Source organism: Salipiger sp. H15 (genome assembly GCF_040409955.1).
GTDB lineage: Bacteria > Pseudomonadota > Alphaproteobacteria > Rhodobacterales > Rhodobacteraceae > Salipiger.
The window spans coordinates 775,814-800,222 of sequence record NZ_CP123384.1; the positions used below are offsets into that span (position 1 = coordinate 775,814).

27 protein-coding genes and 1 tRNA gene are annotated in these 24,409 nt (G+C 70.3%); 16 read left to right on the forward strand and 12 right to left on the reverse strand.

Features of this window, described 5'->3' with window-relative positions:
* The first annotated feature begins 40 nt into the window (after nt 1–40).
* Nucleotides 41–1,024, forward strand: coding sequence for an NAD(P)H-quinone oxidoreductase (locus tag PVT71_RS03775; protein WP_353473161.1), 984 nt, complete (start codon nt 41–43; stop codon nt 1,022–1,024).
* Between the two features lie 42 nt (nt 1,025–1,066).
* Here PVT71_RS03775 and PVT71_RS03780 read toward each other — a convergent pair whose 3' ends face one another.
* Nucleotides 1,067–1,933, reverse strand: a complete 867-nt coding sequence (locus tag PVT71_RS03780; protein WP_353473162.1) for a DUF2189 domain-containing protein — start codon at nt 1,931–1,933, stop codon at nt 1,067–1,069.
* 221 nt (nt 1,934–2,154) lie between these two features.
* On the opposite strand from PVT71_RS03780, the gene PVT71_RS03785 reads away from it, so the two are divergent.
* On the forward strand, nt 2,155–3,141 hold the full coding sequence (locus PVT71_RS03785) for a quinone oxidoreductase (RefSeq protein WP_353473163.1): 987 nt from the start codon (nt 2,155–2,157) through the stop codon (nt 3,139–3,141).
* Between the two features lie 94 nt (nt 3,142–3,235).
* Here the strand turns inward: PVT71_RS03785 and PVT71_RS03790 are convergent, their stop codons facing one another.
* Complete coding sequence (locus PVT71_RS03790) at nt 3,236–3,664, reverse strand: peptidylprolyl isomerase (RefSeq protein WP_353473164.1); 429 nt, start codon at nt 3,662–3,664, stop codon at nt 3,236–3,238.
* A gap of 245 nt (nt 3,665–3,909) precedes the next feature.
* Between PVT71_RS03790 and PVT71_RS03795 the strand changes: the two genes are divergently transcribed.
* Both PVT71_RS03795 and PVT71_RS03800 read left to right on the forward strand, forming a co-directional pair.
* Nucleotides 3,910–4,608 (forward strand): haloacid dehalogenase type II, encoded by a 699-nt coding sequence (locus PVT71_RS03795; protein WP_353473165.1) that lies wholly within the window; start codon nt 3,910–3,912, stop codon nt 4,606–4,608.
* The gene (locus PVT71_RS03800) at nt 4,608–5,435 is read left to right on the forward strand and encodes an alpha/beta hydrolase (protein ID WP_353473166.1); all 828 of its coding nucleotides are present in this window, start codon (nt 4,608–4,610) and stop codon (nt 5,433–5,435) included. The genes PVT71_RS03795 and PVT71_RS03800 overlap by 1 nt, the downstream gene beginning before the upstream one ends.
* Nucleotides 5,436–5,438: 3 nt before the next feature.
* Here the strand turns inward: PVT71_RS03800 and truB are convergent, their stop codons facing one another.
* Nucleotides 5,439–6,344: a tRNA pseudouridine(55) synthase TruB gene (truB, locus tag PVT71_RS03805; RefSeq protein ID WP_353473168.1), complete on the reverse strand. Its 906-nt coding sequence runs from the start codon at nt 6,342–6,344 to the stop codon at nt 5,439–5,441.
* A gap of 201 nt (nt 6,345–6,545) precedes the next feature.
* Between truB and pcaD the strand changes: the two genes are divergently transcribed.
* The 4 genes from pcaD to PVT71_RS03825 all read left to right on the forward strand — a co-directional run bounded on the left by pcaD (nt 6,546) and on the right by PVT71_RS03825 (nt 9,364).
* Entirely contained in the window at nt 6,546–7,334 is a 789-nt protein-coding gene (gene pcaD / locus PVT71_RS03810; protein ID WP_353473170.1) for a 3-oxoadipate enol-lactonase, read from the forward strand.
* Nucleotides 7,334–8,044 (forward strand): alpha/beta fold hydrolase, encoded by a 711-nt coding sequence (locus tag PVT71_RS03815; protein ID WP_353473171.1) that lies wholly within the window; start codon nt 7,334–7,336, stop codon nt 8,042–8,044. The genes pcaD and PVT71_RS03815 overlap by 1 nt, the downstream gene beginning before the upstream one ends.
* Nucleotides 8,045–8,047: 3 nt before the next feature.
* On the forward strand, nt 8,048–8,839 hold the full coding sequence (locus PVT71_RS03820; protein ID WP_353473172.1) for a hypothetical protein: 792 nt from the start codon (nt 8,048–8,050) through the stop codon (nt 8,837–8,839).
* Between the two features lie 234 nt (nt 8,840–9,073).
* A complete protein-coding gene (locus PVT71_RS03825; protein ID WP_353473173.1) occupies nt 9,074–9,364 on the forward strand; it encodes a metalloregulator ArsR/SmtB family transcription factor in 291 nt (96 codons plus the stop codon).
* A gap of 22 nt (nt 9,365–9,386) precedes the next feature.
* On the opposite strand, the gene PVT71_RS03830 is transcribed toward PVT71_RS03825, so the two are convergent.
* From PVT71_RS03830 to PVT71_RS03840, 3 genes are all read right to left on the reverse strand, one after another.
* Entirely contained in the window at nt 9,387–11,267 is a 1,881-nt protein-coding gene (locus tag PVT71_RS03830; RefSeq protein WP_353473174.1) for an acyl-CoA synthetase, read from the reverse strand.
* 169 nt (nt 11,268–11,436) lie between these two features.
* Entirely contained in the window at nt 11,437–13,236 is a 1,800-nt protein-coding gene (locus tag PVT71_RS03835) for an ABC transporter transmembrane domain-containing protein (RefSeq protein WP_353473175.1), read from the reverse strand.
* Nucleotides 13,237–13,384: 148 nt separating this feature from the next.
* A tRNA-Gly gene (locus PVT71_RS03840) sits at nt 13,385–13,458 on the reverse strand.
* A 143-nt stretch (nt 13,459–13,601) separates the two neighbouring features.
* Between PVT71_RS03840 and PVT71_RS03845 the strand changes: the two genes are divergently transcribed.
* Entirely contained in the window at nt 13,602–14,012 is a 411-nt protein-coding gene (locus PVT71_RS03845) for a DUF2177 family protein (protein WP_353473176.1), read from the forward strand.
* Nucleotides 14,013–14,049: 37 nt separating this feature from the next.
* On the opposite strand, the gene PVT71_RS03850 is transcribed toward PVT71_RS03845, so the two are convergent.
* From PVT71_RS03850 to PVT71_RS03860, 3 genes are read right to left on the reverse strand one after another with little or no spacing between them, the layout of a single operon-like run.
* Nucleotides 14,050–14,787 carry an SDR family NAD(P)-dependent oxidoreductase gene (locus PVT71_RS03850; RefSeq protein ID WP_353473177.1) on the reverse strand — a complete coding sequence of 246 codons (738 nt, stop codon included), beginning with the start codon at nt 14,785–14,787 and terminating at the stop codon, nt 14,050–14,052.
* A gap of 12 nt (nt 14,788–14,799) precedes the next feature.
* Complete coding sequence (locus tag PVT71_RS03855; RefSeq protein ID WP_353473178.1) at nt 14,800–15,435, reverse strand: ChrR family anti-sigma-E factor; 636 nt, start codon at nt 15,433–15,435, stop codon at nt 14,800–14,802.
* Nucleotides 15,432–16,061 (reverse strand): sigma-70 family RNA polymerase sigma factor, encoded by a 630-nt coding sequence (locus PVT71_RS03860; RefSeq protein ID WP_353473179.1) that lies wholly within the window; start codon nt 16,059–16,061, stop codon nt 15,432–15,434. Before PVT71_RS03860 ends, PVT71_RS03855 begins: the two co-directional genes overlap by 4 nt.
* Before the next feature lie 144 nt (nt 16,062–16,205).
* Between PVT71_RS03860 and PVT71_RS03865 the strand changes: the two genes are divergently transcribed.
* The 4 genes from PVT71_RS03865 (at nt 16,206) to PVT71_RS03880 (ending at nt 19,913) form a co-directional block, all read left to right on the forward strand.
* Entirely contained in the window at nt 16,206–17,498 is a 1,293-nt protein-coding gene (locus tag PVT71_RS03865; protein ID WP_353473181.1) for an FAD-dependent oxidoreductase, read from the forward strand.
* The gene (locus PVT71_RS03870) at nt 17,495–18,271 is read left to right on the forward strand and encodes a DUF1365 domain-containing protein (RefSeq protein ID WP_353473182.1); all 777 of its coding nucleotides are present in this window, start codon (nt 17,495–17,497) and stop codon (nt 18,269–18,271) included. Before PVT71_RS03865 ends, PVT71_RS03870 begins: the two co-directional genes overlap by 4 nt.
* Nucleotides 18,268–19,443, forward strand: a complete 1,176-nt coding sequence (locus PVT71_RS03875) for a cyclopropane-fatty-acyl-phospholipid synthase family protein (RefSeq protein WP_353473183.1) — start codon at nt 18,268–18,270, stop codon at nt 19,441–19,443. Before PVT71_RS03870 ends, PVT71_RS03875 begins: the two co-directional genes overlap by 4 nt.
* A 119-nt stretch (nt 19,444–19,562) precedes the next feature.
* Nucleotides 19,563–19,913: a hypothetical protein gene (locus PVT71_RS03880; RefSeq protein ID WP_353473184.1), complete on the forward strand. Its 351-nt coding sequence runs from the start codon at nt 19,563–19,565 to the stop codon at nt 19,911–19,913.
* A 6-nt stretch (nt 19,914–19,919) separates the two neighbouring features.
* Here the strand turns inward: PVT71_RS03880 and PVT71_RS03885 are convergent, their stop codons facing one another.
* From PVT71_RS03885 to PVT71_RS03895, 3 genes are read right to left on the reverse strand one after another with little or no spacing between them, the layout of a single operon-like run.
* Nucleotides 19,920–20,591, reverse strand: a complete 672-nt coding sequence (locus PVT71_RS03885) for an SOS response-associated peptidase (protein WP_353473185.1) — start codon at nt 20,589–20,591, stop codon at nt 19,920–19,922.
* Between the two features lie 39 nt (nt 20,592–20,630).
* Nucleotides 20,631–21,176, reverse strand: a complete 546-nt coding sequence (locus tag PVT71_RS03890) for a pseudouridine synthase (RefSeq protein ID WP_353473186.1) — start codon at nt 21,174–21,176, stop codon at nt 20,631–20,633.
* Nucleotide 21,177: 1 nt separating this feature from the next.
* Complete coding sequence (locus PVT71_RS03895) at nt 21,178–21,633, reverse strand: nucleoside deaminase (RefSeq protein ID WP_353473187.1); 456 nt, start codon at nt 21,631–21,633, stop codon at nt 21,178–21,180.
* 638 nt (nt 21,634–22,271) lie between these two features.
* Between PVT71_RS03895 and PVT71_RS03900 the strand changes: the two genes are divergently transcribed.
* The 3 genes from PVT71_RS03900 (at nt 22,272) to PVT71_RS03910 (ending at nt 24,289) form a co-directional block, all read left to right on the forward strand.
* Nucleotides 22,272–23,060, forward strand: coding sequence for a pseudouridine synthase (locus tag PVT71_RS03900; protein ID WP_353473830.1), 789 nt, complete (start codon nt 22,272–22,274; stop codon nt 23,058–23,060).
* 144 nt (nt 23,061–23,204) lie between these two features.
* Entirely contained in the window at nt 23,205–23,399 is a 195-nt protein-coding gene (locus PVT71_RS03905) for a hypothetical protein (protein WP_353473188.1), read from the forward strand.
* 56 nt (nt 23,400–23,455) lie between these two features.
* Nucleotides 23,456–24,289: a hypothetical protein gene (locus tag PVT71_RS03910; protein WP_353473189.1), complete on the forward strand. Its 834-nt coding sequence runs from the start codon at nt 23,456–23,458 to the stop codon at nt 24,287–24,289.
* The last annotated feature ends 120 nt before the right edge of the window (nt 24,290–24,409 follow it).

Here is a 24,409-nt window from a genome sequence, read left to right on the forward strand (position 1 = left end):
CCCCCTGCCCCACCCGCAAGACAGCAAGACAGGACCACGAATGACCAAGACCATGCGCGCCGTCGAGATCTCGCAGCCCGGCGGCCCCGAGGTGCTGCGCCTGACCGAGCGCCCCGTTCCCGAGCCTCGCCACGGCCAGGTGGTGATCCGCGTGGCCTATGCCGGGGTGAACCGCCCCGACGCGCTGCAGCGCGCCGGCAGCTACGCCCCGCCGCCCGGCGCCTCGGACCTGCCCGGGCTCGAATGCTCGGGCGAGGTGGTCGCGACCGGACCGGGCGTCGACTGGCCCGCCGTCGGCGATCAGGTCTGCGCCCTGCTGCCCGGCGGCGGCTATGCCGAGTATGTCGCCACCCCCGCCGCCCATTGCCTGCCCGTGCCCGCGGGCATGGGTCTGCGCGAGGCCGCCTGCCTGCCCGAGACCTTCTACACCGTCTGGAGCAACGTCTTCCAGCGCGGCGGGCTGCAGGCGGGCGAGCGCTTCCTCGTGCACGGCGGCTCGTCGGGCATCGGCACCACCGCGATCCAGCTCGCCGCCGCCTTCGGCGCGCGGGTCTTCGCCACGGCCGGCTCGGCAGACAAGTGCGCCGCCTGCGAGCGCCTCGGCACCGAGCGCGCGATCAACTACCGGGACGAGGATTTCGTCGAGGCGATGCAGGCGGTCGGCGGCGCCAACCTGATCCTCGACATGGTCGGCGGCGACTACATCCCGCGCAACGTGCGCGCGCTGGCGGACGAGGGGCGGCTGGTGCAGATCGCCTTCCTGCAGGGCCCCAAGGCCGAGCTCAACTTCGCGCAGGTGATGATGCGCAGGCTGACCATCACCGGCTCCACCCTGCGCCCGCAGAGCGATCTGGCCAAGGCGCGCATCGCCGAGGCGCTGCGCAGCCATGTCTGGCCGCTGCTCGCCGCGGGCCGCGTCGCGCCGGTGATGGATTCCGATTTCGCCCTCGACGAGGCCGCGCAGGCGCACGCGCGCATGGAGGGCTCGACCCATATCGGCAAGATCGTCCTCAGGGTCGCCTGACCCGGATTTCAGGCTCGGCAGCCCGGCTGCCGAGCCTTTCGCTCACGCCACCGCGCGGCGGTAGAAGTGCCAGCTCGCGTGGCCGAGCAGCGGCAACACCACCATCAGCCCCAGGAGCAGCGGCAGCGATCCCAGCACCAGCAGCACGGCGATCACCGCGCCCCAGGCCAGCACCACCCGCGGGTTCTTCTTCAGCACCTGCACCGAGGTCATCACCGCCATCGGGGCGCCCACGTGCCGGTGCAGCAGCAGCGGGAACGAGACCACCGAGACCGCCAGCGCCACCAGCGCGAAGACGAAGCCCACGCCGCAGCCCAGCACGATCATCCACCAGCCGCCCGCGGTGTGGAACACCTGGTCGAGGAAGGCGCCAAGGCTCTCGTGCCGCGCCGGTCCCATGGTCACGAGGTGGATGAAATGCGCCGTCAGCATCCAGGCGCAGAAGAGCGCGATGAGGTAGAAGCCCATCACCAGCATCGCCCCGAAGGCCGGCGAGCTCAGCACCGAGAAGGCGTCGCGCCACGTCGCCTCGAGCCCCAGCTCGCGCTTGCGGCTCATCTCGTAGAGCCCGACCGCGGCCATCGGCCCGATGATGGCAAAGCCCGCCGCCATGGGAAAGAGCAGCGGAAGCAGCGCCTCGTGGAAGGCCATGCCCATCAGCAAGAGCCCCATCACGGGGTAGATGAGCACGATGAAGAGCACGTCGCTCCGGCAGGCCTTGAAGTCCTCCCAGCCGGCGCGCAGCGAGTCCGAGATGTCCGACATCGCCATGGTCCGCACCCGCCGCGGCGTGTGGGCGTGGTCCGTCCCCAGCTCGCGCGTCGCGGCCGAGACATGTGAGCCCGCGGCCGAAAGCTGCTGCGCGGCCCACGAGAGCGGGTTTCCGATCGTATGAGGTGTCTGTGCCATGAGCCTCCTCCCTTGGCGTCGCGCGCAGCGCCAATGCGGGTCTGGTCCTGGCACGCGCCGAAGACCAGACAGGCCGGCCGCGCGTATGTCCCCAGCCTAGCACGAAACATCCTCGCAGTGAATCACGTCGGTGCGACGCGCCGCCGCTGCCGACAAGCCCCTTGCCCCCGCCCCCGCCGCGTCGCAGGGTCTGCGCCAAACGCCAGACAGGAGGACACGACATGGCCGAGACAGCCCGCACCGTCATCATCGAGGAAACCGGGGGGCCCGAGGCGCTCAAGCTGGCCGACTGGCCGGTGGGCGAGCCCGGCCCGGGCCAGATCCGCATCCGTCACAAGGCCTGCGGCCTCAACTTCATCGACTGCTACCAGCGCTCGGGGCTCTACCCGCTGCAGCTGCCGCACGCGCTCGGCATGGAAGCCTCCGGGGTGATCGAGGCGGTGGGCGAAGGCGTCACCCATCTTGCTCCCGGCGACCGCGCCGCCTATGCCGCCATGCCCCCGGGCGCCTATACCGAGGCGCGGGTGATGCCCGCCGCGCAGGTCTGCAAGCTGCCCGATGCGATCTCCTTCGACGAGGGCGCGGCGATGATGCTCAAGGGCATGACCGTGCAGTACCTCTTCCACCGCACCACCCCGCTGAAGCGCGGCGACACCGTGCTCTTCCACGCCGCGGCGGGCGGCGTCGGCCTCATCGCCTGCCAATGGGCGAAGTCCGAGGGCATCCGCCTGATCGGCACCGCCGGCTCGGACGACAAGTGCAAGCTCGCGCTCGACCACGGCGCCGATGCCTGCATCAACTACAACACCGAGGACTTCACCAAGCGCACCCGCGAGCTGACCGATGGCAAGGGCGTGGACGTGGTGATGGATTCGATCGGCAAGTCCACCTTCATGGGCTCGCTCGACTGCCTCAAGCCGCTCGGCATGATGATCTCCTTCGGCAATGCCTCGGGCCCGGTCGAGGCGTTCAACCTCGGCATCCTCGCGCAGAAGGGCTCGCTGAAGGTCACCCGCCCGACGCTCTTTGCCCATATCGCCGACCCGGTCGCCTGCCAGGAGATGGCGGCGATGCTCTTCGACAAGGTCGCTTCGGGCGCGGTGAAGATCCGCATCGACCAGCGATTCCCGCTGGCCGAGGTCGCCGAGGCGCACCGCGCGCTGGAATCGCGCAAGACCACCGGCCAGACCATCCTGACGCTGGACTGAGCCAAGCGCGGACTGCGGACATGCAAAGCGGCGCGGGACATCCCCGCGCCGCTCTCGTTTCAAGCCGGGGCCGCAGCCCCGGAAGACCTGCCGATCAGGCGATCTCGACCAGCTCGATGGCAAAGGTCAGGTCCTTGCCCGCCAGCGGGTGGTTGGCGTCGAGCGTGACCTCGGTCTCGGTCACCTCGACCACGGTCACCTGCACCACCTGCCCGGTCGGGGTCTGCATCTGCAGCGGCGTGCCGAGGTCGAGCGGGATGTTGTCGGGGATCTCGGCGCGCGGCACGGCCTGCCGCGCCTCGGGGTGGACCGGGCCATAGGCCTCGTCCGCCGGAACCTCGACGGTCTTCTTCTCGCCGACCACCATGCCGGGGATCGCCTTGTCGAGGCCGGGGATGATCTGGCCCGAGCCGACCTGGAACTCCAGCGGGTCGCGGCCGGCGCTGGAATCGAAGGTGGTGCCGTCATTCAGCGTGCCCGTGTAGTGAATGCGCACGGTGTCGCCGGTCTTGACCTGCGTCATGGGAATCTCCGTTCTGTGGGAATTGGGGAAGTTGCGTGGATGGGACGAGGCCACCTGTCGCGGCGGGTGCTCGTTTGCGCTCTGCCCCCAACCTAAGCATCCCGGTCCCGGATTGCAAAGAGGATGTCCCGGCGCCCGGCGGAGCCGTGCCGCGCCGGCCCGTCCAAACCTTTGCAAATTCACCCTTCCGACGCGCCGCCGCCCGTGCCACCCTGCGCCCGATCGCGAGGAGGACGCACGACCCCATGACGCAGAGCAAGGCCGCAGCCCGCATCACCACCTGCGTCTTCGACGCCTATGGCACGCTCTTCGACGTCTCCGCCGCCGCCCGCCGCGCCGCCGAGGCGCCGGGACAGGAGGCGCTCGCCGGTGTCTGGCCCGCGCTCTCGGCCGACTGGCGGCGCAAGCAGCTCGAATACAGCTGGCTGCGCGCCGTCACCGGCGATCACACCGATTTCTGGCAGGTGACGCAGGACGGGCTCGACTGGGCGATGGAGCGCCACGGCTTTGAGGACCCCGAACTGCGCGAGACCCTGCTCGGCCTCTACTGGCGCCTCTCGGCCTACCCCGAGGTGCCGAAGCTGCTCGCCACGCTCAAGGCCCGCGGCCTTGCCTGCGCGATCCTGTCGAACGGCAGCCCCGACATGCTCGGCGCCGCGGTCTCCAGCGCCGGGCTCGAGCCCTGGCTCGACGCCCTGCTCTCGGTCGAGGAGGTCGGCGTCTTCAAGCCCGCCCGCGCGGTCTACGACCTCGTCGGCGCGCGCTTCGGCACCGACCCGGGCGAGGTGCTCTTCGTCTCCTCCAACGGCTGGGACGCGGGCAGCGCCGCGGCCTACGGCTTCACCACCGCATGGGTCAACCGCGCCGCCGAGCCGGTGGACCGCCTCCCCGGCCGCCCGCAGCACGTGCTGACCGACCTTTCCACCATCCCGGAGCTGCTCTGATGCCCGAGTTCACCACCTCCGACGGCGTGTCGATCCACTACACCGACGAGGGCCACGGCCTGCCGCTGCTCTGCCTCGCCGGCCTCACCCGCGACGGGCGCGACTTCGACTACCTCGCGCCGCATCTCGACCTCGGCAAGCTGCGGATGATCCGCATGGACTACCGCGGCCGCGGTCAGTCCGACTGGACCGATTTCGCCACCTACACCATCCCCATCGAGGGGCGCGACGCGGTCGAGCTGCTGGATCATCTCGGGCTGAAACAGGCCGCGGTGCTCGGCACCTCGCGCGGCGGGCTCATCGCCATGGTGCTGGCGGCGACGGTGAAGGACCGGCTGCTCGGCGTCGCGCTGAACGACATCGGCCCCGAGATCGGCGGCGAGGGGCTCGCCGTCATCAAGGACTACATCGGCCGCAACCCGGCGTGGAAGACCCATGCCGAGGCCGCCGAGAAGATGGCGCTCGGCATGACCGCCTTCGGCGAGGTGCCGCCCGGGCGCTGGATGGAGGAGGTGACGAAGTTCTACCGCGAGACGCCGGAGGGGCTGCGCATCCAGTACGACCCGCGGCTGCGCGACGCGGTGCTCGAGGGCGGCGCCCAGCCCGCGCCCGACCTCTGGCCGCTCTTCGACGCGCTGAAGGGCCTGCCGCTCTGCGCCCTGCGCGGCAGCGGCTCGACCCTGCTCACCGCCGCGACCTTCGCCGAGATGATGCGCCGCCGTCCCGACATGATCGCGGCCGAGATCCCCGGCCGCGGCCACGTGCCCTTCCTCGACGAGCCCGAGTCGCTGGACGCGCTGCGCCGCTGGCTGAAGATGCTGGGCTAGCGCTCAGTCGAGGTTGAACACCCGGCTCGGGTGCAGCTCACCCGCCTTGAAGATGCCCACCGCGACCGGCTTGCCCTCGAACGAGGCCCAGGCCTCGTCGCCGTACTCGGCGTCACCGGGGATCACCATGCCCGCGTTGCCGTTGCGCAGCCGGGCCGCGCCCTCGGGGGTGCAGCGCAGCTCGGGCAGGTCGGCAAGACCCACCTCGACCGGCAGCAGCTTGGCGTCGAGCTCGGGCGTCTTCGCCAGCGCGTCGATCTCCTCGAGGCTGATCCCGTCCGAGGCCTCGAAAGGCCCGGACCAGACCCGGCGCAGGCGCAGCACGTGGCCATGGCAGCCAAGCGCCTCGCCAAGGTCGCGCGCGATCGAGCGCACGTAGCCGCCCTTGCCGCAGACCATCTCGAGCTCGACGTGATCGGCGTCGAGCCGGTCGAGCATGATGAGCGATTCCACGAAGAGCGGGCGGGCCGAAAGCTCCATCTCCTCGCCGTCACGGGCGCGCTTGTAGGCGCGCTCGCCATCCACCTTCACCGCCGAGAACTGCGGCGGCACCTGCTGGATGTCGCCGACGAACTGGTGCAGCGCTTCCTTGATCTCCTCGTCCGAGGGGCGCATCGCGCTCTCGCGCAGGATCTCGCCCTCGGCATCGTCGGTGTTGGTCGCCTGCCCCAGCCGCACGACGAAGCGGTAGGCCTTCATCGCGTCGGTGATGTAGGGCACGGTCTTGGTCGCCTCGCCGAGCGCCACGGCCAGAACGCCGGTCGCCTCGGGATCGAGCGTGCCCGCGTGCCCGGCCTTCTTCGCCGCCAGCGCCCAGCGCACCTTGTTGACCACCGAGGTCGAGGTGATGCCCGCGGGCTTGTCCACGATCAGCCAGCCGGAAATGTCGCGACCCTTCTTGCGTGCCATGTGTGCCCCCGCGCCTCTTCGAGTTTCATCAAGGCGCGCCTGCTAGCAGGCGAAAGCCTCGGGAGTCAATCTGCGCCTGTGCCGCGCGATATGCATCATCCGTGCATGGGCGGTGCATCCGATGTGCCCCGCCCCGATCGCCTTTCCTCCGGCCGCCGTGCCCGCTAGGGTCCCCGCCAAGGTTCAAGGGAGACACCCGCCATGCAGATGGCCGATCTCGGCGACGTCCGACTTCACTACCGCATCGACGGCCCCGAAGAGGGTGCGCCGCTGGTGCTCGCCAATGCGCTCGGCACCGATTTCCGGCTCTGGGACAAGCTGATGCCGCACCTGCCCGCGAACCTGCGCGTGCTGCGCTACGACATGCGCGGCCACGGCCTTTCGGACTGTCCGGAGCCGCCCTTTTCCATGGGCGCGCTGGTGCGCGACGCCGAGCGGCTGATGGACAGGACCGGCTTTCGCGACGCCATTTTCGTCGGCCTCTCGCTCGGCGGCATGGTGGCGCAGGGGCTCTGCGCCAAGCGCCACGACCTCGTGCGCGCCGCCGTGCTGTCGAACACCGCCGCCAAGATCGGCACCCGGCAAATCTGGGACAAGCGCATCGCCGAGGTCGAAGCGGGCGGCGTCGAGGCCATCGCCGACGCGGTGCTCGAACGCTGGTTCACCCCGCGCTTCCGCACCACCAACGAGTTCCGCGGCTGGCGTAACATGCTGATCCGCACACCGAAATCCGGCTACATGGGCTGCGCCGCGGCGATTGCCGGCACCGATTTCATGACCCCCACCTCGGGCCTGCGCCTGCCGCTCCTCGGCATCGCCGCCTCCGAGGATGGCTCGACCCCCGCCGACCTCGTGCGCGAGACCACCGACCTCGTGCCCGGCTCGCAATTCGCGCTGATCCGCAGCGCGGGACATCTTCCCTTTATCGAGAAACCCGGAGAATACGCCCGCGTCCTCGTCGATTTCCTGAACTCCCAGGGGCATATCTGATGGCGAAATTCCTGCTGATCCACGGCGCCTCGCATGGCGCATGGTGCTGGCGCGACGTGGTTCCGGCGCTGGAAGAGCGCGGCCACGAGGCCATCGCCCTCGACCTGCCCGGCCACGGCGCCGACCCCACCCCGCGCGACACCGTCACGCTGCGCCACTACGTCGACGCGATCCTCGCGGCACTCGACGAGCCCGCCATCGTGGTCGCCCATTCCATGTCGGGCGTGCCCGCGACGCAGGCCGCCGACCTGCACCCGGAGAAATTCTCCCGGCTCGTCTACCTCTGCGCCTTCCTGCCCGGCGACGGCGACAGCGTCACCAGCCTCAGCCGCGACTGGCCCGACCAGCCGCTGAACGAGGCGATCCGCCGCGACGAGGGCGGCGCGACCTTCCATTTCGATCCTTCCCTGATCCGGGAAAAATTCTACCACGACTGCCCCTCCGCGCTGGTCGACCGCGCCGCGCGCCACCTGACGCCGCAGCCGATCGCCACCCAGAAGGAGCGCGTCTCGCTCACCGGCCGGGTCGAGCAGCTGCCGCGCAGCTACATCCTCTGCTCGCAGGACATGGCGGTGCCGCCCGACCACCAGCGTGCCATGGCGTCGGTCTTGCCAAGCGACGAGGTCTACGACATGAGCAGCGCGCATTCCCCCTTCCTGTCGGATCCCGACGGGCTCGCCGCCCTGTTGGACCGCATCGCCCGGAGCTGACCCATGTCCGCCACGCCCTTCGACAGCGCCCACCTGCACCGCGTCTTCCCCGCCGGGGACCTGGCCAGGCTGTTCTCGGACAGCGCCGAGGTCCGGGCGATCATGATCGTGGCGGGCACGCTGGCCAAGGTGCAGGGCGAGGTGGGGCTGATCCCCGAGACCGCCGCCAAGGCGATCCACCGCGCCTCTCTCGAGCTGCAGATCGACCCCGGCGCGCTGGCGAAGGGCACCGCCGAGGCAGGCAGCGTGGTGCCGCCGCTGCTCGCCGCCTTCGAGACGCTGATGCAGGCGCCGGACTACGCGCGCTACCTCGGAGAGGGCGCGCTCCCGGGCGACCTGCAGGACTGCGCTCTGGCGCTGCGCCTGCGGCAGGTGCTGGCGCAGTTCGAGGCGGGGCTGTCCGGTCTCGCGGCCGAGGGGGAACTGGCGAGCCTCGCGGCGGAGCTTCCGGCGCTGCGCGCGGCGCTGCTCTGCGTGAGCTACGATGGCGCCGGGGCCGAGACGCTGCGCCCGGCGCTTGCGGCGGCGCTGAACCTCGGCGCGGAGGGCTGGGGTGCGGATAGGTCCCCGATCGACGCGCTGGCGGGCTGGGCGGCGCGTCTTGTCACTGCGCTCTCCGAGCGCGCAGAGGCCAACGCCCCGCTTGCCGCGCTGGCCATCCATGCCCGGGCGCTGAGCGCCACCCTGCGCAGCGTGCCCGGCAGCCAGCACGCCCGGCGCGATCTCGAGAGCCTGACCCTGCCGCAGCTGCTGCTTGCCACCGGCGCGGCGCTCTCCCTCGCGACAGCGCGCTGATTAGGGCGGCACCACGCAATTCCAGCGACAGGCCGCCCCGCGCGGAACTCTTGCCCCGCGGCCCGAGTTCGGGCTACGAGCAGTCAGCCATCCGGGCGGCACAAGATCGTCGATAGCCAGGCGCCTAACCCGCTGTGATCTCGAAAATCGCAGTTTGCGCCCTATATCTTGACCGACAGAATGCAGAGGCTTTGACTTGTGAAGGAAGAGACGCTCATCCCCCCGCCAGAGGAAATGGCCGAGAACGCCCGCAACGCCGCGGGCTTTCTCAAGACACTTGCCCACGAGGGCCGACTGATGATCCTGTGCCATCTCGGCTCGGGCGAACGCTCCGTGGGCGAGCTCGAGGGGCTGCTCGGGATGCGCCAGGCGGCGGTGAGCCAGATGCTTGCCCGCCTGCGCGAGGAGGGCCTGGTGAACACCCGCCGCGACGGCAAGACCATCTTCTACAGCCTTGCCACCGAGGACACGGCGCGGGTGATCGGCCTGCTCTACGAGATCTTCTGCGCCAAGGACCCCTGCTGACCGCAGGGGCGCCGCCCTAGCCTTATCCGTTCCAGTCCCACGGCCGCGTATAGGCGCCGAGGCACGTGGCGACGGCAGCCTCGTCATCTCCGCCGCGCTCGATGCGCGCGACCAACCCGCGCTTGCGGTCGTCGATCACCGAGGCCACGCGCGCGTGCAGCCCCTGCGCTTCGAGGGCGGCATCGTAAACCCGCGCGATGGCCAGCTTGCGCAGGTCGGGCTTGAACACCTTGCCGATCCCGGTCTTGGGCAGCTCGGGCAGAATTTCCAGGTATTTCGGCCAGGCGGCGCGCTCGTGGATGTGCACCTGTGCGTGCTTCAGAAGCTCGTCCTCGGTCACGGTCGCGCCAGAGACAAGCTCGACATAGGCGCAGGGCAACTCGCCCGCATGGGCGTCGGGCTGGCCGATCGCCGCGGCCACGGCGACCGCCGGATGGGTCATCAGAGCGTCCTCGATCTCGGCCGGGTCGATGTTGTGCCCGCCGCGGATGATCACGTCCTTGGCGCGGCCGGTGATCCAGAGATACCCATCCGCGTCGATCCGCCCCAGGTCGCCGGTCCGCAGGTACCGGCCCTCGTAATAGAGGCCCTGGTTGCGCGCCGCGTCCGTGTAGGTGCCGCCGGGGATCACCCCGGGGTTCGACACGCAGATCTCGCCGATCTCGTCGATCGCACAGTCATGCGGCCCCTGCGCGCCCTGCCCGACGATCTTCACGTCGCTGTAGGGCAGCGGGAAGCCGACCGAGCCGATCTTCTTCACCCCGTCGGGCGGGTTCACCGAGACGAGGCAGGTCGCCTCGGTCAGCCCGTAGCCCTCGCAGATCGACAGGCCCGCGACCTCCTCGAAGCGCCGGAACAGCTCGACCGGCATCGGCGCCGAGCCCGAGAAGGCGTAGCGCATGGTCGAGATGTCGGCGTCCACCTTGCGCTGCATCAGCGCCGAGACGGCGGTGGGCACGGTGATCATGAAGGTGACCTTCCAGCGCTCGCAGAGCTTCCAGAAATTGTCGAACACCCCCTCGCCGCGATAGCCCGCCGGGGTCGGCAGGATCACGTGCGCCCCCGAGGCGAGCGCCGACATGATCACCACCTCGGTGGCGAAGACGTGGAAGAGCGGCAGCGGGCACATGACGTTGTCGGTCTCGCGGAACAGCAGGCGCGAGCCGAGCCAGCCGTTGTAGAGCATCCCCGACACCCGGTGCTGCGCCACCTTGGGCATCCCGGTGGTGCCACCGGTGTGGAAATAGGCCGCCGTCCGGTCCCCGGTCGAGGGGGTGAAGGTCAGCTTCGTCGGCTGGCGCGTCATCTCGGCATTGAAGCACTTGATGTCGGCATGATGGGTGCGCGGCAGCTTGGGGCGCAGCAGCGGCACCAGCCAACGCTTCGGCGGCGTCAGGTAGCGGTTGAGATCGACCTCGAGCACCGTCACCACGTTCGGCGCATGACGGCAGGCCTCGGCCAGCTTCTGCGCGATGTCGGTCTTGGGGAAGGACTTCAGCGTGACCACCACCCGCGCACCGGTCTCGCGCAGCAGCGCGGCGATCTGCTCGGGCTCGAGCAGCGGGTTGATCGGCGCGACCGTGCCCGCGACGGCACCGCCAAGGAAGGTCACCAGCGCCTCGGTGCAGTTGGGCAGCACCATGGCGACCACGTCGCCCTCGTTCACGCCGAGGGTGCGGAAGAGGTTCGCGGCCTGGTTGGTGCGCGCCAGCAGCTGCGACCAGCTCAGCGTCTCGGCCGGGTCCTTCGGGCCCGACAGCAGCTGGAAACTCATCGCGGCATGGTCGGGGAAGCGTTGGGCCGTCTGCGACAGGCAGGCGTGCAGGCTCTCGGGCAATGCCCGCTCGACCCATGGTTTCTCGGACTCGATCGCGTCACGATCGGCCTGCGTCACGAATTGCATCGCTGCTGTGCTCCTCCCGAGCGGTCCCGGCGCGATGCGCGCCGAAACACCTTTTCCAAGTGTGGGAGGCAGCACCGCCTCCCGCAAGGGCTGTGCCTTTAGCACGCCGTTCCGCTACGGCAAAGCCCGCATGCGCGGTGATGACGTCAGGGCGATGACGCCGGGGCGGTCACTCGGCGGCAAGCCCGTCGGTGAACTGCAGCCGCGCCAGCCGGGCGTAGAGCCCGCCCTCGGCCACCAGAGCGTCATGCGCCCCCTGCGCGACGATGCGCCCGTGGTCCATGACGACGATGCGGTCGGCCTTCTTCACCGTGGCGAGCCGGTGCGCGACGATGATCGTCGTGCGCCCCTCCGCCAGCGTGTCGACGGCCTGCTGAACCGCGCGTTCGCTCTCGGCGTCGAGCGCCGAGGTCGCCTCGTCGAGCAGCAGCACCGGCGCATCGCGCAGGATGGCGCGGGCGATGGCCACGCGCTGCTTCTGCCCGCCCGAAAGCATCACGCCGCGCTCGCCGAGGTAGGTGTCATAACCCTCGGGCAGCGCGCTCAGGAAGTCATGCGCGGCGGCGGCCCGGGCGGCGGCCTCGACCTCGGCATCAGAGGCCCCGGGGCGGCCGAAGCGGATGTTGTCGCGCGCCGAGGCGGCAAAGATCACCGGGTCCTGCGGCACCAGTGCGATGTGCTGGCGGAAGCCGTTGCGGCTCATCCGGTCGACCGGGATGCCGTCGAGCAGCACGCGGCCGGCGTCGGGATCGTAGAAGCGCTGGATGAGCTGCACGATGGTGGTCTTGCCCGCGCCCGAGGGGCCGACCAGCGCCACGGTCTCGCCGGGGTTGATGTGCAGGTCGATCCCGTCCAGCGCCTTGACGCCGGGCCGGGCGGGATAGGTGAAGTCGACCTTGTCGAAGGTGATCTCGCCGCGCACGGTCGAGGGCACCGGCAGCGGCTGCTCGGGGTCGGTCACCGTGTCCTCGGCCTGCAGCAGTTCGACCAGCCGCTCGGTGGCCCCGGCGGCGCGCTGCAGCTCACCGAAGATCTCCGACAGCGCCGCCACGGCGCCGGCCACCATCACCGAGTAGATGACGAACTGCACCAGCGCCCCGGCGCTCATCTGCCCGGCGCGCACGTCCACCGCGCCCGCCCAGAGCACGCCGACGATGCCGGTGAAGACGAGGAAGATCACGATCGCCGTCATCAGCGCGCGGGTCTTCACCCGGCGGCGGGCGGCATCGAAGCTCTTTTCCGTGACCTCGGCAAAGGTCGCGCGGCTGATCTTCTCGTGGGTGTAACTCTGCACGGTCTGCACCGCCGAGAGCGCCTCGGCGGCATTGCCGGACGAGACCGCGATCCAGTCCTGGTTCTCGCGGCTCAGCTTGCGCAGGCGGCGGCCCAGCGTGAGGATCGGGATGATCACCACGGGCACGATCAGCAGCACCATCCCGGTCAGCTTGGCCGAGGTGAAGAGCATCAGGGTGAGCCCGCCGAGGAACAGCAGCAGGTTGCGCAGCGCGATCGACACCGACGAGCCGATCACCGACAGGATCAGCGTGGTGTCGGTGGTGATCCGGCTCAGCACCTCGCCGGTCATGGTCTTCTCGTAGAAGGCCGGGGACAGCCCGATCACCCGGTCGAACACCGCCTTGCGGATGTCGGCCACCACGCGCTCGCCGAGCCGGGTCACCAGCGCGTAGCGGGCGGCGGTGCCGAGCGCCAGCAGCGCGGCGATGCCGAGCGCCGCCATGAAGTAGCGGTCGAGCAGCGCGCCGTCCTCGACGCCGAAATTGTCCACCACGCGGCGCACCGCCAGCGGCAGGGTCAGCGAGACGGTGGCCGTGGCGATCAGCGCCAGCACCGCCGCGAGCATGAGGCCGCGATAGGGTCTCATGAAGGGCCAGAGGGCTCCGAGTGAGCCGAGTTTCCGGGATTTCTCGCGATCGTCCTGCACGATGGCAGCCGGGTTTCCGTGGGCCATGGCCGCTCCTTTGTCTGCAGCACGGTATTGGGGGCCCGCGCGCCCTGCGTCAAGGCGCGGGTTGTCACGGCCGCGCGCAACGGGCTCGCGTGACACGGAACGGCACCTGAGGCGCTGGATGCGATCGGATGGCGATGTCGGGGGAGCTTGGAGCGGGCGGCGGGAATCGAACCCGCGTCATTAGCTTGGAAGGCTAAGGTCTTACCACTACACAACGCCCGCGTAGTGGCCGGAGAGATATTGCAACCGATCGGCCCGGTCAACCGCCCCCGCGCCGCTTTTGCCGGATGCCGCAGCGTTTTTCCGGTGATCCGCGCCGCCGTTCCCGGCGTATCCCCCGGGCAAGCTACGGAAAGGCCCTCCCGATGCAGACCCTCCTCCTTTACGGCGTCACCGCCGCAGTGTTCCTCGGCCTCGACATGCTCGGCCTGCGCTTCCTCATCCGCCCGGTCTTCGAGCGGCACGTGGGGCACCTGCTGGCCGAGCCGCTGCGGCTCGGGCCGGCGGCGGGCTTCTACGCCGCCTATGTCGTGGGGGTGCTGGTCTTCGTCTCGCTGCCGGCGCTGCGCGAAGGATCGGCGGTGCAGGCACTTCTGATGGGCGCGCTGCTGGGGCTGATGTGCTACGGCACCTACGAGATGACCAACCTCGCGACGCTCGCCGACTGGAGCTGGGAGCAGGTGATCGCCGACTGCCTCTGGGGCGCGGCGCTGACCGGGGTCTCGGCCTGGGCCGGGGTGGCGGCGGTGACGGCGCTCTGGCCGAAGGGCGCGTGAGCCCCCTTCCCCGCGACAGGACCGGAGGAAGGGGAGCTCAGCCCCCAAGCCGCGCCGTGAGGCGCAGGGCAAGGGGATAGGGAAGCAGGCGCAAGAGCTTCAGCGCGTAGGTGAAGCGCCGGGGGAAATGGATCTCGAAGCCGCGCCGGCCCATGCCCCGCGCCACCGCCCGCGCCGCCTCGCCGGGCTCGATGATCGCGGGCATGTCGAAATCGTTCTTGTCGGTCAGGCGTGTCCGCACGAAGCCCGGGCACACGAGCCGCACGTCGACGCGCGGCTCCAGCTCGATGCGCAGCGACTCGGCAAGGTTGATGATCGCCGCCTTGCTCGCCGAATAGGCCTGTCCCTTCGGCAGCCCGAAATACCCCGCGACCGAGCCGAAGAGCACGAGCTGCCCGCCCTCGCGCAGCAGCCGGGGCGCGAGCTGCGCGACCAGCAGCGTGCCGGTCACGTTGACCTGCACCAGCGCGGCGGTCCGCTCGGGGTCCAGATCCACCACCCGCGCCGGATCGTAGAGCGCGGCGGTGCAGATGAGCGCATCGAGAGGCCCGCCCTCCGCCACGTGTTCGGCGGCCGCCGCCAGCGTCTCGCGCAGGGCAAGGTCGAGCGGCAGCACCTCGGCGCCGCCGCAGGCGCTGGCCAGTGCCGTCAGCGCCGCTCCGTCGCGGGCCGAGAGCACCAGCCGCGCGCCCTGAGCAGCCAGTTCCTGAGCCAGCGCGGCGCCGATGCCCGAACTCGCGCCGATGATCCAGATGCGTCTGCCCGCGAAATCCATGGTGGCCCCGGCTCAGATGCGGAACAGTGGCTGCAGCAGGCGCGGGATCATCGCCCGGAACCGCAGCGGCGCATCGGTGGCGGCAAGGCAGATGCAGGGGGCCTCGGTCCCGGCGACCGGCTGGTGGTCGATCTCGCCCCCGGCCACCTCGACATCGCCGACGCCGAAGCGCCCCTCGCAATCGGAAAAGCTGCCCTGAAGCACGAGGGTCATCTCGAGCCCGCCGTGACCATGCTCGGGCACCGAGCGCCCGCGCGGGATGTAGAGCAGGCGCAGCGAGCCCTCGGGGTCGGCGCTGAGGATCTGCTGGCGGATGCCGCCGCCCAGCATCTTCCAGCGCGGCGGCTGGCCGTCCAGCGCCGCCATCACCGGGGCGGGAAAGATCCCCGACCCGCGCAGCGGCGGCGGCGGCGGCGGGGCGGCGTCGAGCGTGGCAAGGAGGCGGTCGCGTGCACCGGCGGAGACGGCGGCGGGCGAGAGACCGGAAAGCAGCGCGCCGCCCAGTGCGGCCTCGGCCTCGACCGCGGCGCGGCAGGCGTCGCAGAGCGACACATGCGCGGCGATCACCACGGCGAAGGGCTGCGGCAGCGTTCCGGCGGCATAGGCGCGGAGCATGTCCTCGGGGATATGATGGATGATCTCGGTCATTGCGGTCTCAGGCCGGTCAGGTCGCGCCGCAGGCGGTCGAGCCCGAGGCGGATGCGGGATTTGATCGTGCCCAGCGGCAGGCCGGTGATCCGGCTGATCTCGCTGTGCGGCAGCTCGTCCATGTAGGCGTGGCGCAGCGCCTCGACCTGCTCGGGGCTGAGCCGCTCGAGCGCCGCGCGCAGCTGCGCCGCCTCCTGCTCCATGGCGAGGATCTGCGGCGCGTCCGGCTCGGCGCTTTCCGGCTCCTGCACAAGCTCGGGCTCGGGCAGCGGCCTACGCCGGTAGAGGTCGATCTGGCGGTTGCGGGCGATGCGGTAGATCCAGGCCGAGGCCTCGGCCCGGTGCGGGTCGAACTGCGCGGCCTTGTTCCAGACCGTCAGCATGACGTCCTGCACCACGTCCTCGGCGCTGCCGTCGCGCAGCCCGCCGCGCATCAGCATCGCCTTGAGCCGAGGCGCGAAGAAGTCGAACAGCCGACCGAAGGCCTCGCGGTCCCGGCGGTCGCGCACGGCCAGCAGCCAGCGGGTCTGTTCGGTCGTCTCGGCAGGCGTCACGCGGATCTCCTCGCTCCAGACGGCCTGCACCACGGGCGCGAGGGTCGTGGTGAGGCGGCCATCAGGAGACATGTAGGGACTACGGCGGCAAAGGCGAAAAGGATCACGGCGCGCGAAAATTTTTCGGCGCGGCCCTTTCGTGGCGCCGCCCGGTGATCCATTCGCGGGTCGCCTGCGTACCCCTTTCATACCCGGTTCTGTGACGCGGAGGTTTGCGTGGCCCTAGACCTGTCTTTCGGAGTTCCCCAGCGCGTCGCGGTGATCGGCGGCGGCATCTCGGGGCTCGCCACCGCGTGGCTCCTGTCGCAGCGCTGCCGCGTCACGCTCTACGAGGCCGCGCCCCGGCTCGGCGGCCATGCCCGCACGGTGCTGGCCGGGCGCTACGGCGACCAGCCGGTGGACACCGGATTCATCGTCTTCAACTACGCCAATTATCCGCACCTGACCGCGCTCTTCCGCGACCTCGACGTGCCGGTGCAGCGCAGCGACATGAGCTTCGGCGTGTCGCTCGACGGCGGGCGGCTGGAATACGCGCTGCGCTCGGGCAACGCGCTCTTCGGCCAGCGCAGCAACCTCGCGCGGCCCGGCTTTTACGCGATGATCCGCGACATCATGCGGTTCAACGCCGGGGCCGAGGCGCTGGCCGAGGCGCGGCCGAACGCCTCGATCGCCGAGCTGATCGACGTCATGGGGCTGGGGCCGGCGTTCCGCGAGCGCTACCTCTACCCGATCTGCGGCGCGATCTGGTCGACGCCCTCGGCGCGGATCGGCACCTTCCCGGCGCAGGCGCTGCTGCGCTTCCTGCGCAACCACGCGCTGCTCTCGGCCGGGGGCCAGCACCAGTGGTGGACGGTCTCGGGCGGCAGCCAGAGCTACGTGAGCCGCCTTGCCGCGGCGCTCGCGGCGCGCCACGTCGCCCTGCGCCCCGGCACCCCGGTGCAGCAGGTGCTGCGCGACGACAAGCACGTGACGATCCAGACGGAGGGCGAGGCGCCCGAGGTCTTCGACCAGGTGGTCTTCGCCTGCCATGCCGATGTCGCCCTGTCGCTGCTGGCCGCGCCGAGCCCGGCCGAGCGCCGCGCACTCGGCGCAGTCAATTTCCAGGACAACCACGCGGTGCTGCACCGCGACGCCCGGCTGATGCCGCAGCGCCGCCGCTGCTGGAGCTCGTGGGTGTTCCGCAGCGAGCCGGGAGCGCCCGCCGAGACGCCGGTCGGGGTGACCTACTGGATGAACCGCCTGCAGGGCATTCCCGACAGCGACCCGCTCTTCGTCACGCTCAACCCGCAGCGCCAGATCCCGGACGAACTGGTCTACGACCGGACCACCTTCCGCCACCCGGTGTTCGATCTTGCCGCGCTCGAGGCGCAGGGGCGCATCGCCGCGCTGCAGGGGCAGAACCGCAGCTGGTACGCCGGGGCCTGGCTGCGCAACGGCTTCCACGAGGACGGCTTTGCCAGCGCCCTGCGCGTCGCCCGCCAGATGCTGCCCGCCGCGGTCGCCGCATGAGCGCAAGCCTTGCCGATACGCTCGAGGGCGGCGAGATGCTGCACCTGCCCGCGCGCGTCACCCATGCGCGGCGCGGCGGCCTGCGCCATGCCTTCGCCTATCACGTGGACTACCTGCTGCTCGATCCCGGGCGGGTCCGGCCCCGCGCCTTCTTCTCGCGCAACCGGTTCAACCTCTTCGCACTGCACGACAAGGACCACGGCGGCCCGCGCGGGCAAGGCCGCGGCGCGGACTGGGCACGCGAGGTCTTCGCCGGTGCCGGGCTGCACGAGGTCACCGTGGCGCTGATGACCCAGCCGCGCATTCTCGGCTACTGGTTCACGCCGGTCTCGTTCTGGCTGGCGCTCCGCGGCGACGCGCTGCTGGCGGTGATCGCCGAGGTGAACAACACCTTCGGCCAGCGCCACAGCTACCTCTGCCACCTTCCCGGCTTCACCCCGATCGCGCCCGGGGATGACCTGACCGCTGCCAAGGTCTTCCACGTCTCGCCCTTCCAGGACGTGCGCGGCACGTATCACTTCCGCTTCGCGGTCAGCGGCGACACCGCGGCGATCGTGATCCGGCAGGTGGACGGCAGCGAGGGCCTGCTGGCCACCCTGCACGGGACCTTCTTCCCCGCCACGCCCCGCCACCTGCTCGGCGCGGCGCTCAAACGCCCCGGTGGCGCGATGCGCGTGATTGTGCTCATCTACTGGAATGCGCTCCGTCTGAAACTCAAGGGGGCCGGCTACCGTCCGCTTCCCCCTCCGCCCGATCACGAGGTGAGCCGATGAAACTGCCCGTCACCAACTTGATGAAACGCCGCTTCCTGACGACGCTCGAGCGCATCGAGCATGGCCGGCTGACGCTGATCACCCCCGAGGGCACCCGGCACCGCTTCGGCAACACCGGCCCCGAGGCGGAGCTGCACATCCTCGACTGGGCGATGCTTCCGGCATTGGCCGCGCGCGGCGAGGTTGCGCTTGGCGAGACCTACGTGGCCGGCCTCTGGCACAGCAGTTCGCCCGAGCGGCTGCTGCGGCTCGCGCTCGACAACCTCGAAACCTTCGACCGTTACGCCACCCCCGGCCCCTTCGCCCGGCTGCGCTTCCGGCTGATCGACCGGGTGATGCGCGCCAACAGCCTGAAGGGCTCGTCCCGCAACATCCGCGCGCATTACGACGTGGGCAACGAGTTCTACCAGCTCTGGCTCGACCCGGGCATGACCTATTCCTCGGCGCTCTTCGCGGAGGGCGAGAGCGACGAGGCCCTGCCGCGCGCGCAGGACCGCAAGTACGACCGCATCCTGTCGCGGCTGAGCGACGCGCCCTCCGTGCTCGAGATCGGCTGCGGCTGGGGCGGCTTTGCCGAGCGCGCGGCGGACCAGGGGCGGCGCGTCACCGGCATCACCCTCTCGCCCAGCCAGAAGGGCTACGCGGACGCCCGGCTCGACGGGCGCGCCGAGATCCGGCTGCAGGACTACCGCGCCGTGCAGGGCCGTTTCGCCAACATCGTGTCGATCGAGATGATCGAGGCGGTGGGCGAGCGCTACTGGCCGGTCTATTTCGCCGCGCTCAAGGACCGGCTGGCCGAGGGCGGCCGCGCGGTGCTGCAGGCGATCACCGTTCAGGATGCCGAGTTCTCGCTCTACCGCACGCGCACCGACTTCATCCGCCAGCACACTTTCCCGGGCGGGATGCTGCCCTGCGGCGCGGTGCTGGCGCGCGAGGCGCAGAAGGCCGGGCTGGTCCTGCGCGAGAGCTTTGCCTTCGGGCAGGACTACGCGCGCACCTGCCGGATCTGGTGCGACGGCATGCTGCGCCAGCGCCGGCAGATCGAGAGCCTCGGCTACGGCGAGAGCTTCCTGCGCAGCTGGCAGTTCTACCTCGACGCCTGCGCGGCGACCTTCGCCAGCGGGCGCACCGACGTGGTGCAGGTCGAGCTGCGCCACGCCGGCGAGGCCTGACGGTCGCCACGCCACGGTTTTTGCCCCCGATCGGCCCAATTCTGCCCCAGTCGGGCGCTAGCGCTATGCGCCGAGGGGGCAAAATGCCCCCGGTTTTCATGCTGCTCGAGGAGCCTGACATGTTGCGCAAGATTGGATTCGCCCTGCTTTGCCTGACCGGCACCGCCGCACCGCTCGCAGCCGCCGAGCAGGAAGTCATGCTGATGGGGCTCGGGTATTTCCCCGACGAGGTCTACGTGTCGATCGGCGACGTGGTGACCTTCGTGAACGCCTCGACCGTCCCGATGTCGGCGACCGCCACCGACGCCAGCTGGGACAGCGGCGTGCTGCAGCCCGGCGACCGCTTCGAGCTGCAGGTGACCGACGGCATGACCGGCAATTTCGGCGACACCTACAACGCCAACAGCTCGGCGGCCGGGCTCATCGACTACGTGAACCCCGCCCCGCTGGAGCTCGAGAACAACTTCTGACCCGGCTCAGATGGGCTCGATCAACGGCTCGATGAGTTCCGGCCCCTCGGCGCGGTTGGAGTTCACCCGCGGATCCACCCGGTGCAGCTTCAACGTTCCGTCCGGCGCGGCATGCATGAGCGTGGCCGCGCCGCGCCCTTCCTCGCCCAGCCACAGCCCCCAGTCCCTGCGGTCGAGGATCACCGGCATCCGGTGGTGCACCTTCGACATCTCGGCATTCGCCCCGGTGGTGACGATGGCGCAGGTGCGGAACGCCTGCCCGTCGCGCTCCCAGTCCTGCCAGACCCCCGCAAAGGCCAGCACCTCGCCCTCCACCGGCGCGATGTACCAGGGCAGGCGCTTGCCATCCTCGGTCTTGGTCCATTCGTAGAAGCCGCTCGCCGGGATGAGACACCGCCGCTCGCGGCAGGCGGCGCGGAAGGCCGGCTTCTCGGCGATGGTCTCGGCCCGGGCGTTGATCAGCAGCGGGCCGTCATTGGGCGCCTTGTACCAGTGCGGCAGGAACCCCCAGCGCATCGAGACCAGCAGCCGCGTGCCGTCCTCGGCGCGGATCACGTGCACATCGTTGGTCGGGCAGACGTTGTAATTGGGGACATGCGGCAAGTCATTGCCGGGCATGGCCTCGAAGACCTTGGCCATGGCATCGTCGGGAAGGGTGACCGCAAAACGTCCGCACATGTGCAGCAGAGTAGCGCGCGGCGCGGCGCGCGCCAGCCCTCAGATGTCGCGCCACTCTCCGGGCGGGATGCCGTCGAGCGTCCAGGTCCCGATCGCCCAGCGGACCAGCCGCAGGCAGGGCAGACCCACGTGCGCCGTCATCCGCCGCACCTGCCGGTTGCGCCCCTCGGTGATCTTCAGCTCGATCCAGGCGTCGGGCACGGACTTGCGGAAGCGCACCGGCGGGTTGCGCGGCCAGAGCTCGGGCTCGGGGATGAGCCGCGCCTCGGCCGGGCGGGTCATGCCGTCCTTCAGCTCGACACCCTTGCGCAGCTGCGCGAGCTGCGCCTCGGTCGGCGTGCCCTCGACCTGCACGAGGTAGGTCTTCGGCTGCTTGAACTTCGGGTTCGAGATGCGCGCCTGCAGCTTGCCGTCGTCGGTGAGGATCAGCAGCCCCTCGCTGTCGCGGTCGAGCCGCCCGGCAGGATAGACGCCGGGCACCTTCACGTAGCTCGACAGCGTCTCGCGCGCGCTTCCTTCGGTGCCCTTGTCGGTGAATTGCGAGAGCACGTTGAACGGCTTGTTGAGAAGGATCACGCGGGCCATCTCATGCCTCCCTGCGCGCAGCGAAGAAATCCTTGAGCAGCCCCTCGGACTCGGGCGCGGCGAGCCCGTCGTAGACCTCGGGCACGTGGTGGCACTGCGGATGCGCGTAGACCCGCGCGCCCTGCGCCACGCCGCCGGACTTGGGGTCCGACGCGCCGTAGTAGAGCCGCCGGATGCGGGCGAAGGAGATCGCCGCGGCGCACATCGGGCAGGGCTCGAGCGTCACGTAGAGGTCATGCTCCGGCAGCCGCTCGGAGCCGAGCGCGGCGCAGGCGGCGCGCAGGGCCAGCACCTCGGCATGGGCGGTGGGATCGTTCAACTCGCGCGTGCGGTTGCCGGCCGAGGCCAGCACCTCGCCCGAAGGCGAGACGATGACGGCACCCACCGGCACCTCGCCGCGGGCGGCGGCGGCGCGCGCCTCTGCCAGCGCCTGATCCATATGAGAGCGAAATTTCATCCCGCGGGCTTAGCGCGAAGCGCGGCGCTTGGCGAGTCGGCTTCCCCCGGACACGCCGATGCAGTATGGCAACAGTCATGAGCAAACCCCCGTCGCGCCCCGCCAAACCCTCCGGTCCCAAGTCCCGTGCCAGCACGGGTCCGAAGGCTGGCCCCAAGACAGGTCCGAAAGCCGGGTTCAAGGCCGGGCCGAAAGGCGATTTCGAGGGCGGCCCGCGCGGCGCGAAGCCCGCGGCCCGGACCGGCGGCAAGCCCGAGGGCAAACCCTACGGCAAGTCCGAAGGCAAACCGTACGGCAAGTCCGACGGCAAACCCTACGCCAAGTCCGAGGGCAAGCCCTACGCCAAGTCCGAAGGCAAACCCTACGGCAAGGCCGAGGGCAAGCCCTACGGCAAGTCCGAAGGCAAGCCCTACGGCAAGTCCGAAGGCAAGCCCTTCGCCAAGTCCGAGGGCAAGCCCTTCGCCAAGTCGGCCGGCAAGCCGAAAGGCCGCGGCATCGTGCAGGACGAGGCCGACTACGGCTCGGCCCCGCGCGGCGGCTTCAAGGCGGGTGGCAAGCCCGGGCCGAGGTCCGGCCCCCGCCCCGCTGCGAGGCCCGGACCGCGCCCCGCGCCCGAGCCGCGCCCCACGGGCACGCCGATCGCCACCGAGGATGGCCGCATCGCCAAGGTGCTGGCCCGCGCCGGTGTCGCCAGCCGCCGCGAGGCGGAGAAGATGATCGAGGAAGGCCGCATCGCGGTGAACGGCAAGGTGATCGAGAGCCCCGCGCTCAACGTCACCGCCAAGGACCGGATCACCGTCGACGGCGCGCCGCTGGCCGCGCCGCAGGCGCCGCGCATCTGGCTCTACCACAAGCCCGTCGGGCTCGTGACCACGACGAGCGACGAGAAGGGCCGCGAGACGATCTTCGACAGGCTGCCCGAGGACCTGCCGCGGGTGATGAGCATCGGCCGGCTCGACCTCAACTCCGAGGGGCTGCTCCTGCTGACCAACGACGGCGCGGTCAAGCGCAAGCTCGAGCTGCCCTCGACCGGCTGGCTGCGCAAGTACCGCGTGCGGGTGAACGGCGCGCCCACCGAGGACATGCTGAAGCCGCTGCGCGCGGGCATCGTCGTCGACGGGCAGGCGTTCCAGCCGATGGAGGTCACGCTCGACCGCCAGCAGGGCGCCAATGCCTGGCTGACCGTCGGCCTGCGCGAGGGCAAGAACCGCGAGATCCGCCGCGCCATGGCCGACATCGGCCTGACGGTGAACCGCCTGATCCGCGTCTCCTACGGCCCGTTCCAGCTGGGCGACCTGAAGGAGGGCGAGGTGCAGGAGCTGCGTCCCAAGGTGGTGCGCGATCAGCTCGGCCTCGAAGGGGCCAAGACCGAGAAGCCGGAGCCGACTCGCCAGCGGCGCAACGCGCCTCCGAAGAAGCGGCGCTGAGCGCGGCAATGGGGCGCCGGACGGGCGCCCCCGCCGCAATGGCGCCAATTTTGACCTAACGGTTCGTTAACGCTCAAGAAGTTTCCACGGATTGGGCCGGATGACGCCCTCATTTCGCCCGGATTCGGCGACATTGTCCGGGGCATGAGCACGCTTCTCGCCATCACCATCCTTCTTGCGACATCCGCCCTTGTCCTCGGGCAGATCCGGGTCGTCGCGACCGACACCTACCAGGCGCTGGCCGGAGCCGCCGCCCGTGCGCGTGCCTCGGGCACGCTCGGGGCAAGGCTGGCCCTTGTCGTGCTCTGGCTGATGATCTTCCTGCTGGGATACTTCTGACCCAAGCCCCGCCCGCCCCTCCCCGGTCGCACGGCCCGATGCATCTGGAACAGACGATGGGAAAGACACGACCTTCTCGCAGGCAGCCCGCCGCGTCCGGCCCGCTCGACAGCGGGATCGGCATCCTGCTGCTCGCGGCCTTCCCGCTTCTGATGCTGCTGTTCCAGGGCTCGCCGACCACCGTCTTCACCGCGGTCCTCGTGCTGGGGCTCTTCGCCACCGCGCTGCGGCTGATCCACCGCGGCACGATGATCGCCGCCGCCTATGACGCCGCCGAGAGCGCCAGGGCGCCGCGCCTGCCCCGCAAGCTGATCGGCTCCGTCCTGCTGGGCGTGCTGGTGATGATTCTCGCCGGGCATCATTTCGTATCGCTGCCGGTGCCCTTCGCGCTCGGCCTCTGCGGCTTCGCGCTCTCGGTCGCGGCCTTCGGCAGAGATCCGCTCACCGACAAGCAGGGCGCCCCCGAGGAAGAGCTGCGCCACCTGCGCACGCAGGAAACGCTCGACCGGATCGACGCCGCGATCGCCACCGCCGTCGCGGATGTCGCGGCGCTTGGCGATGCCGAGCTCAGCCGCCGCGCCGAGGCGCTGCAGAGCGGTGTCATGGGCCTGCTGCACGCCATCTCGCAGGATCCGCTCGCCGCGCGCCGCCTGCGCAAGCCCGTCGCGAGATTCCTCGACCTTCTGGGCAAGGAAAACGCCCGGCTGATCGCGGCCTGGGGCGGTGCGGACCGCCTGAAGGCGCGCCGCCGCTACCTTGCCCGACTGACCGCGCTCGGCGAAGCCTTCGAGGACCGGCTGCGCAAGGCGGGCACCGAACAGGGCCGCGATGCCTATGATGTCGAGGCCGACCTGCTCTGGAACCGGATGGTCGACAAGCAGGTCGCCTGAGCCTTCCCTCCCGGAACTCTCCCCTAGCAAGTGCCCCGCGAAGCGCTTAGGTTCTTGTTGAACCGAGAGAGCTTGCGGGGGGCACAATGACCGACAAGGGCTTGCGCAAGGTGGCCTATG

Excerpts from the sequence above, each read along its gene's own strand:
- truB (WP_353473168.1), bottom strand. The coding sequence starts at position 6,344 with ATGGCACGCAAGAAGGGTCGCGACATTTCCGGCTGGCTGATCGTGGAC.
- PVT71_RS03775 (WP_353473161.1), top strand. The coding sequence starts at position 41 with ATGACCAAGACCATGCGCGCCGTCGAGATCTCGCAGCCCGGCGGCCCC.
- PVT71_RS03855 (WP_353473178.1), bottom strand. The coding sequence starts at position 15,435 with ATGACCGAGATCATCCATCATATCCCCGAGGACATGCTCCGCGCCTAT.
- PVT71_RS03820 (WP_353473172.1), top strand. The coding sequence starts at position 8,048 with ATGTCCGCCACGCCCTTCGACAGCGCCCACCTGCACCGCGTCTTCCCC.
- pcaD (WP_353473170.1), top strand. The coding sequence starts at position 6,546 with ATGCAGATGGCCGATCTCGGCGACGTCCGACTTCACTACCGCATCGAC.
- PVT71_RS03815 (WP_353473171.1), top strand. The coding sequence starts at position 7,334 with ATGGCGAAATTCCTGCTGATCCACGGCGCCTCGCATGGCGCATGGTGC.
- PVT71_RS03875 (WP_353473183.1), top strand. The coding sequence starts at position 18,268 with ATGAAACTGCCCGTCACCAACTTGATGAAACGCCGCTTCCTGACGACG.
- PVT71_RS03880 (WP_353473184.1), top strand. The coding sequence starts at position 19,563 with ATGTTGCGCAAGATTGGATTCGCCCTGCTTTGCCTGACCGGCACCGCC.
- PVT71_RS03850 (WP_353473177.1), bottom strand. The coding sequence starts at position 14,787 with ATGGATTTCGCGGGCAGACGCATCTGGATCATCGGCGCGAGTTCGGGC.
- PVT71_RS03895 (WP_353473187.1), bottom strand. The coding sequence starts at position 21,633 with ATGAAATTTCGCTCTCATATGGATCAGGCGCTGGCAGAGGCGCGCGCC.
- PVT71_RS03780 (WP_353473162.1), bottom strand. The coding sequence starts at position 1,933 with ATGGCACAGACACCTCATACGATCGGAAACCCGCTCTCGTGGGCCGCG.
- PVT71_RS03870 (WP_353473182.1), top strand. The coding sequence starts at position 17,495 with ATGAGCGCAAGCCTTGCCGATACGCTCGAGGGCGGCGAGATGCTGCAC.
- PVT71_RS03835 (WP_353473175.1), bottom strand. The coding sequence starts at position 13,236 with ATGGCCCACGGAAACCCGGCTGCCATCGTGCAGGACGATCGCGAGAAA.
- PVT71_RS03905 (WP_353473188.1), top strand. The coding sequence starts at position 23,205 with ATGAGCACGCTTCTCGCCATCACCATCCTTCTTGCGACATCCGCCCTT.
- PVT71_RS03845 (WP_353473176.1), top strand. The coding sequence starts at position 13,602 with ATGCAGACCCTCCTCCTTTACGGCGTCACCGCCGCAGTGTTCCTCGGC.
- PVT71_RS03910 (WP_353473189.1), top strand. The coding sequence starts at position 23,456 with ATGGGAAAGACACGACCTTCTCGCAGGCAGCCCGCCGCGTCCGGCCCG.
- PVT71_RS03795 (WP_353473165.1), top strand. The coding sequence starts at position 3,910 with ATGACGCAGAGCAAGGCCGCAGCCCGCATCACCACCTGCGTCTTCGAC.
- PVT71_RS03825 (WP_353473173.1), top strand. The coding sequence starts at position 9,074 with ATGGCCGAGAACGCCCGCAACGCCGCGGGCTTTCTCAAGACACTTGCC.
- PVT71_RS03785 (WP_353473163.1), top strand. The coding sequence starts at position 2,155 with ATGGCCGAGACAGCCCGCACCGTCATCATCGAGGAAACCGGGGGGCCC.
- PVT71_RS03790 (WP_353473164.1), bottom strand. The coding sequence starts at position 3,664 with ATGACGCAGGTCAAGACCGGCGACACCGTGCGCATTCACTACACGGGC.
- PVT71_RS03890 (WP_353473186.1), bottom strand. The coding sequence starts at position 21,176 with ATGGCCCGCGTGATCCTTCTCAACAAGCCGTTCAACGTGCTCTCGCAA.
- PVT71_RS03830 (WP_353473174.1), bottom strand. The coding sequence starts at position 11,267 with ATGCAATTCGTGACGCAGGCCGATCGTGACGCGATCGAGTCCGAGAAA.
- PVT71_RS03860 (WP_353473179.1), bottom strand. The coding sequence starts at position 16,061 with ATGTCTCCTGATGGCCGCCTCACCACGACCCTCGCGCCCGTGGTGCAG.
- PVT71_RS03885 (WP_353473185.1), bottom strand. The coding sequence starts at position 20,591 with ATGTGCGGACGTTTTGCGGTCACCCTTCCCGACGATGCCATGGCCAAG.
- PVT71_RS03800 (WP_353473166.1), top strand. The coding sequence starts at position 4,608 with ATGCCCGAGTTCACCACCTCCGACGGCGTGTCGATCCACTACACCGAC.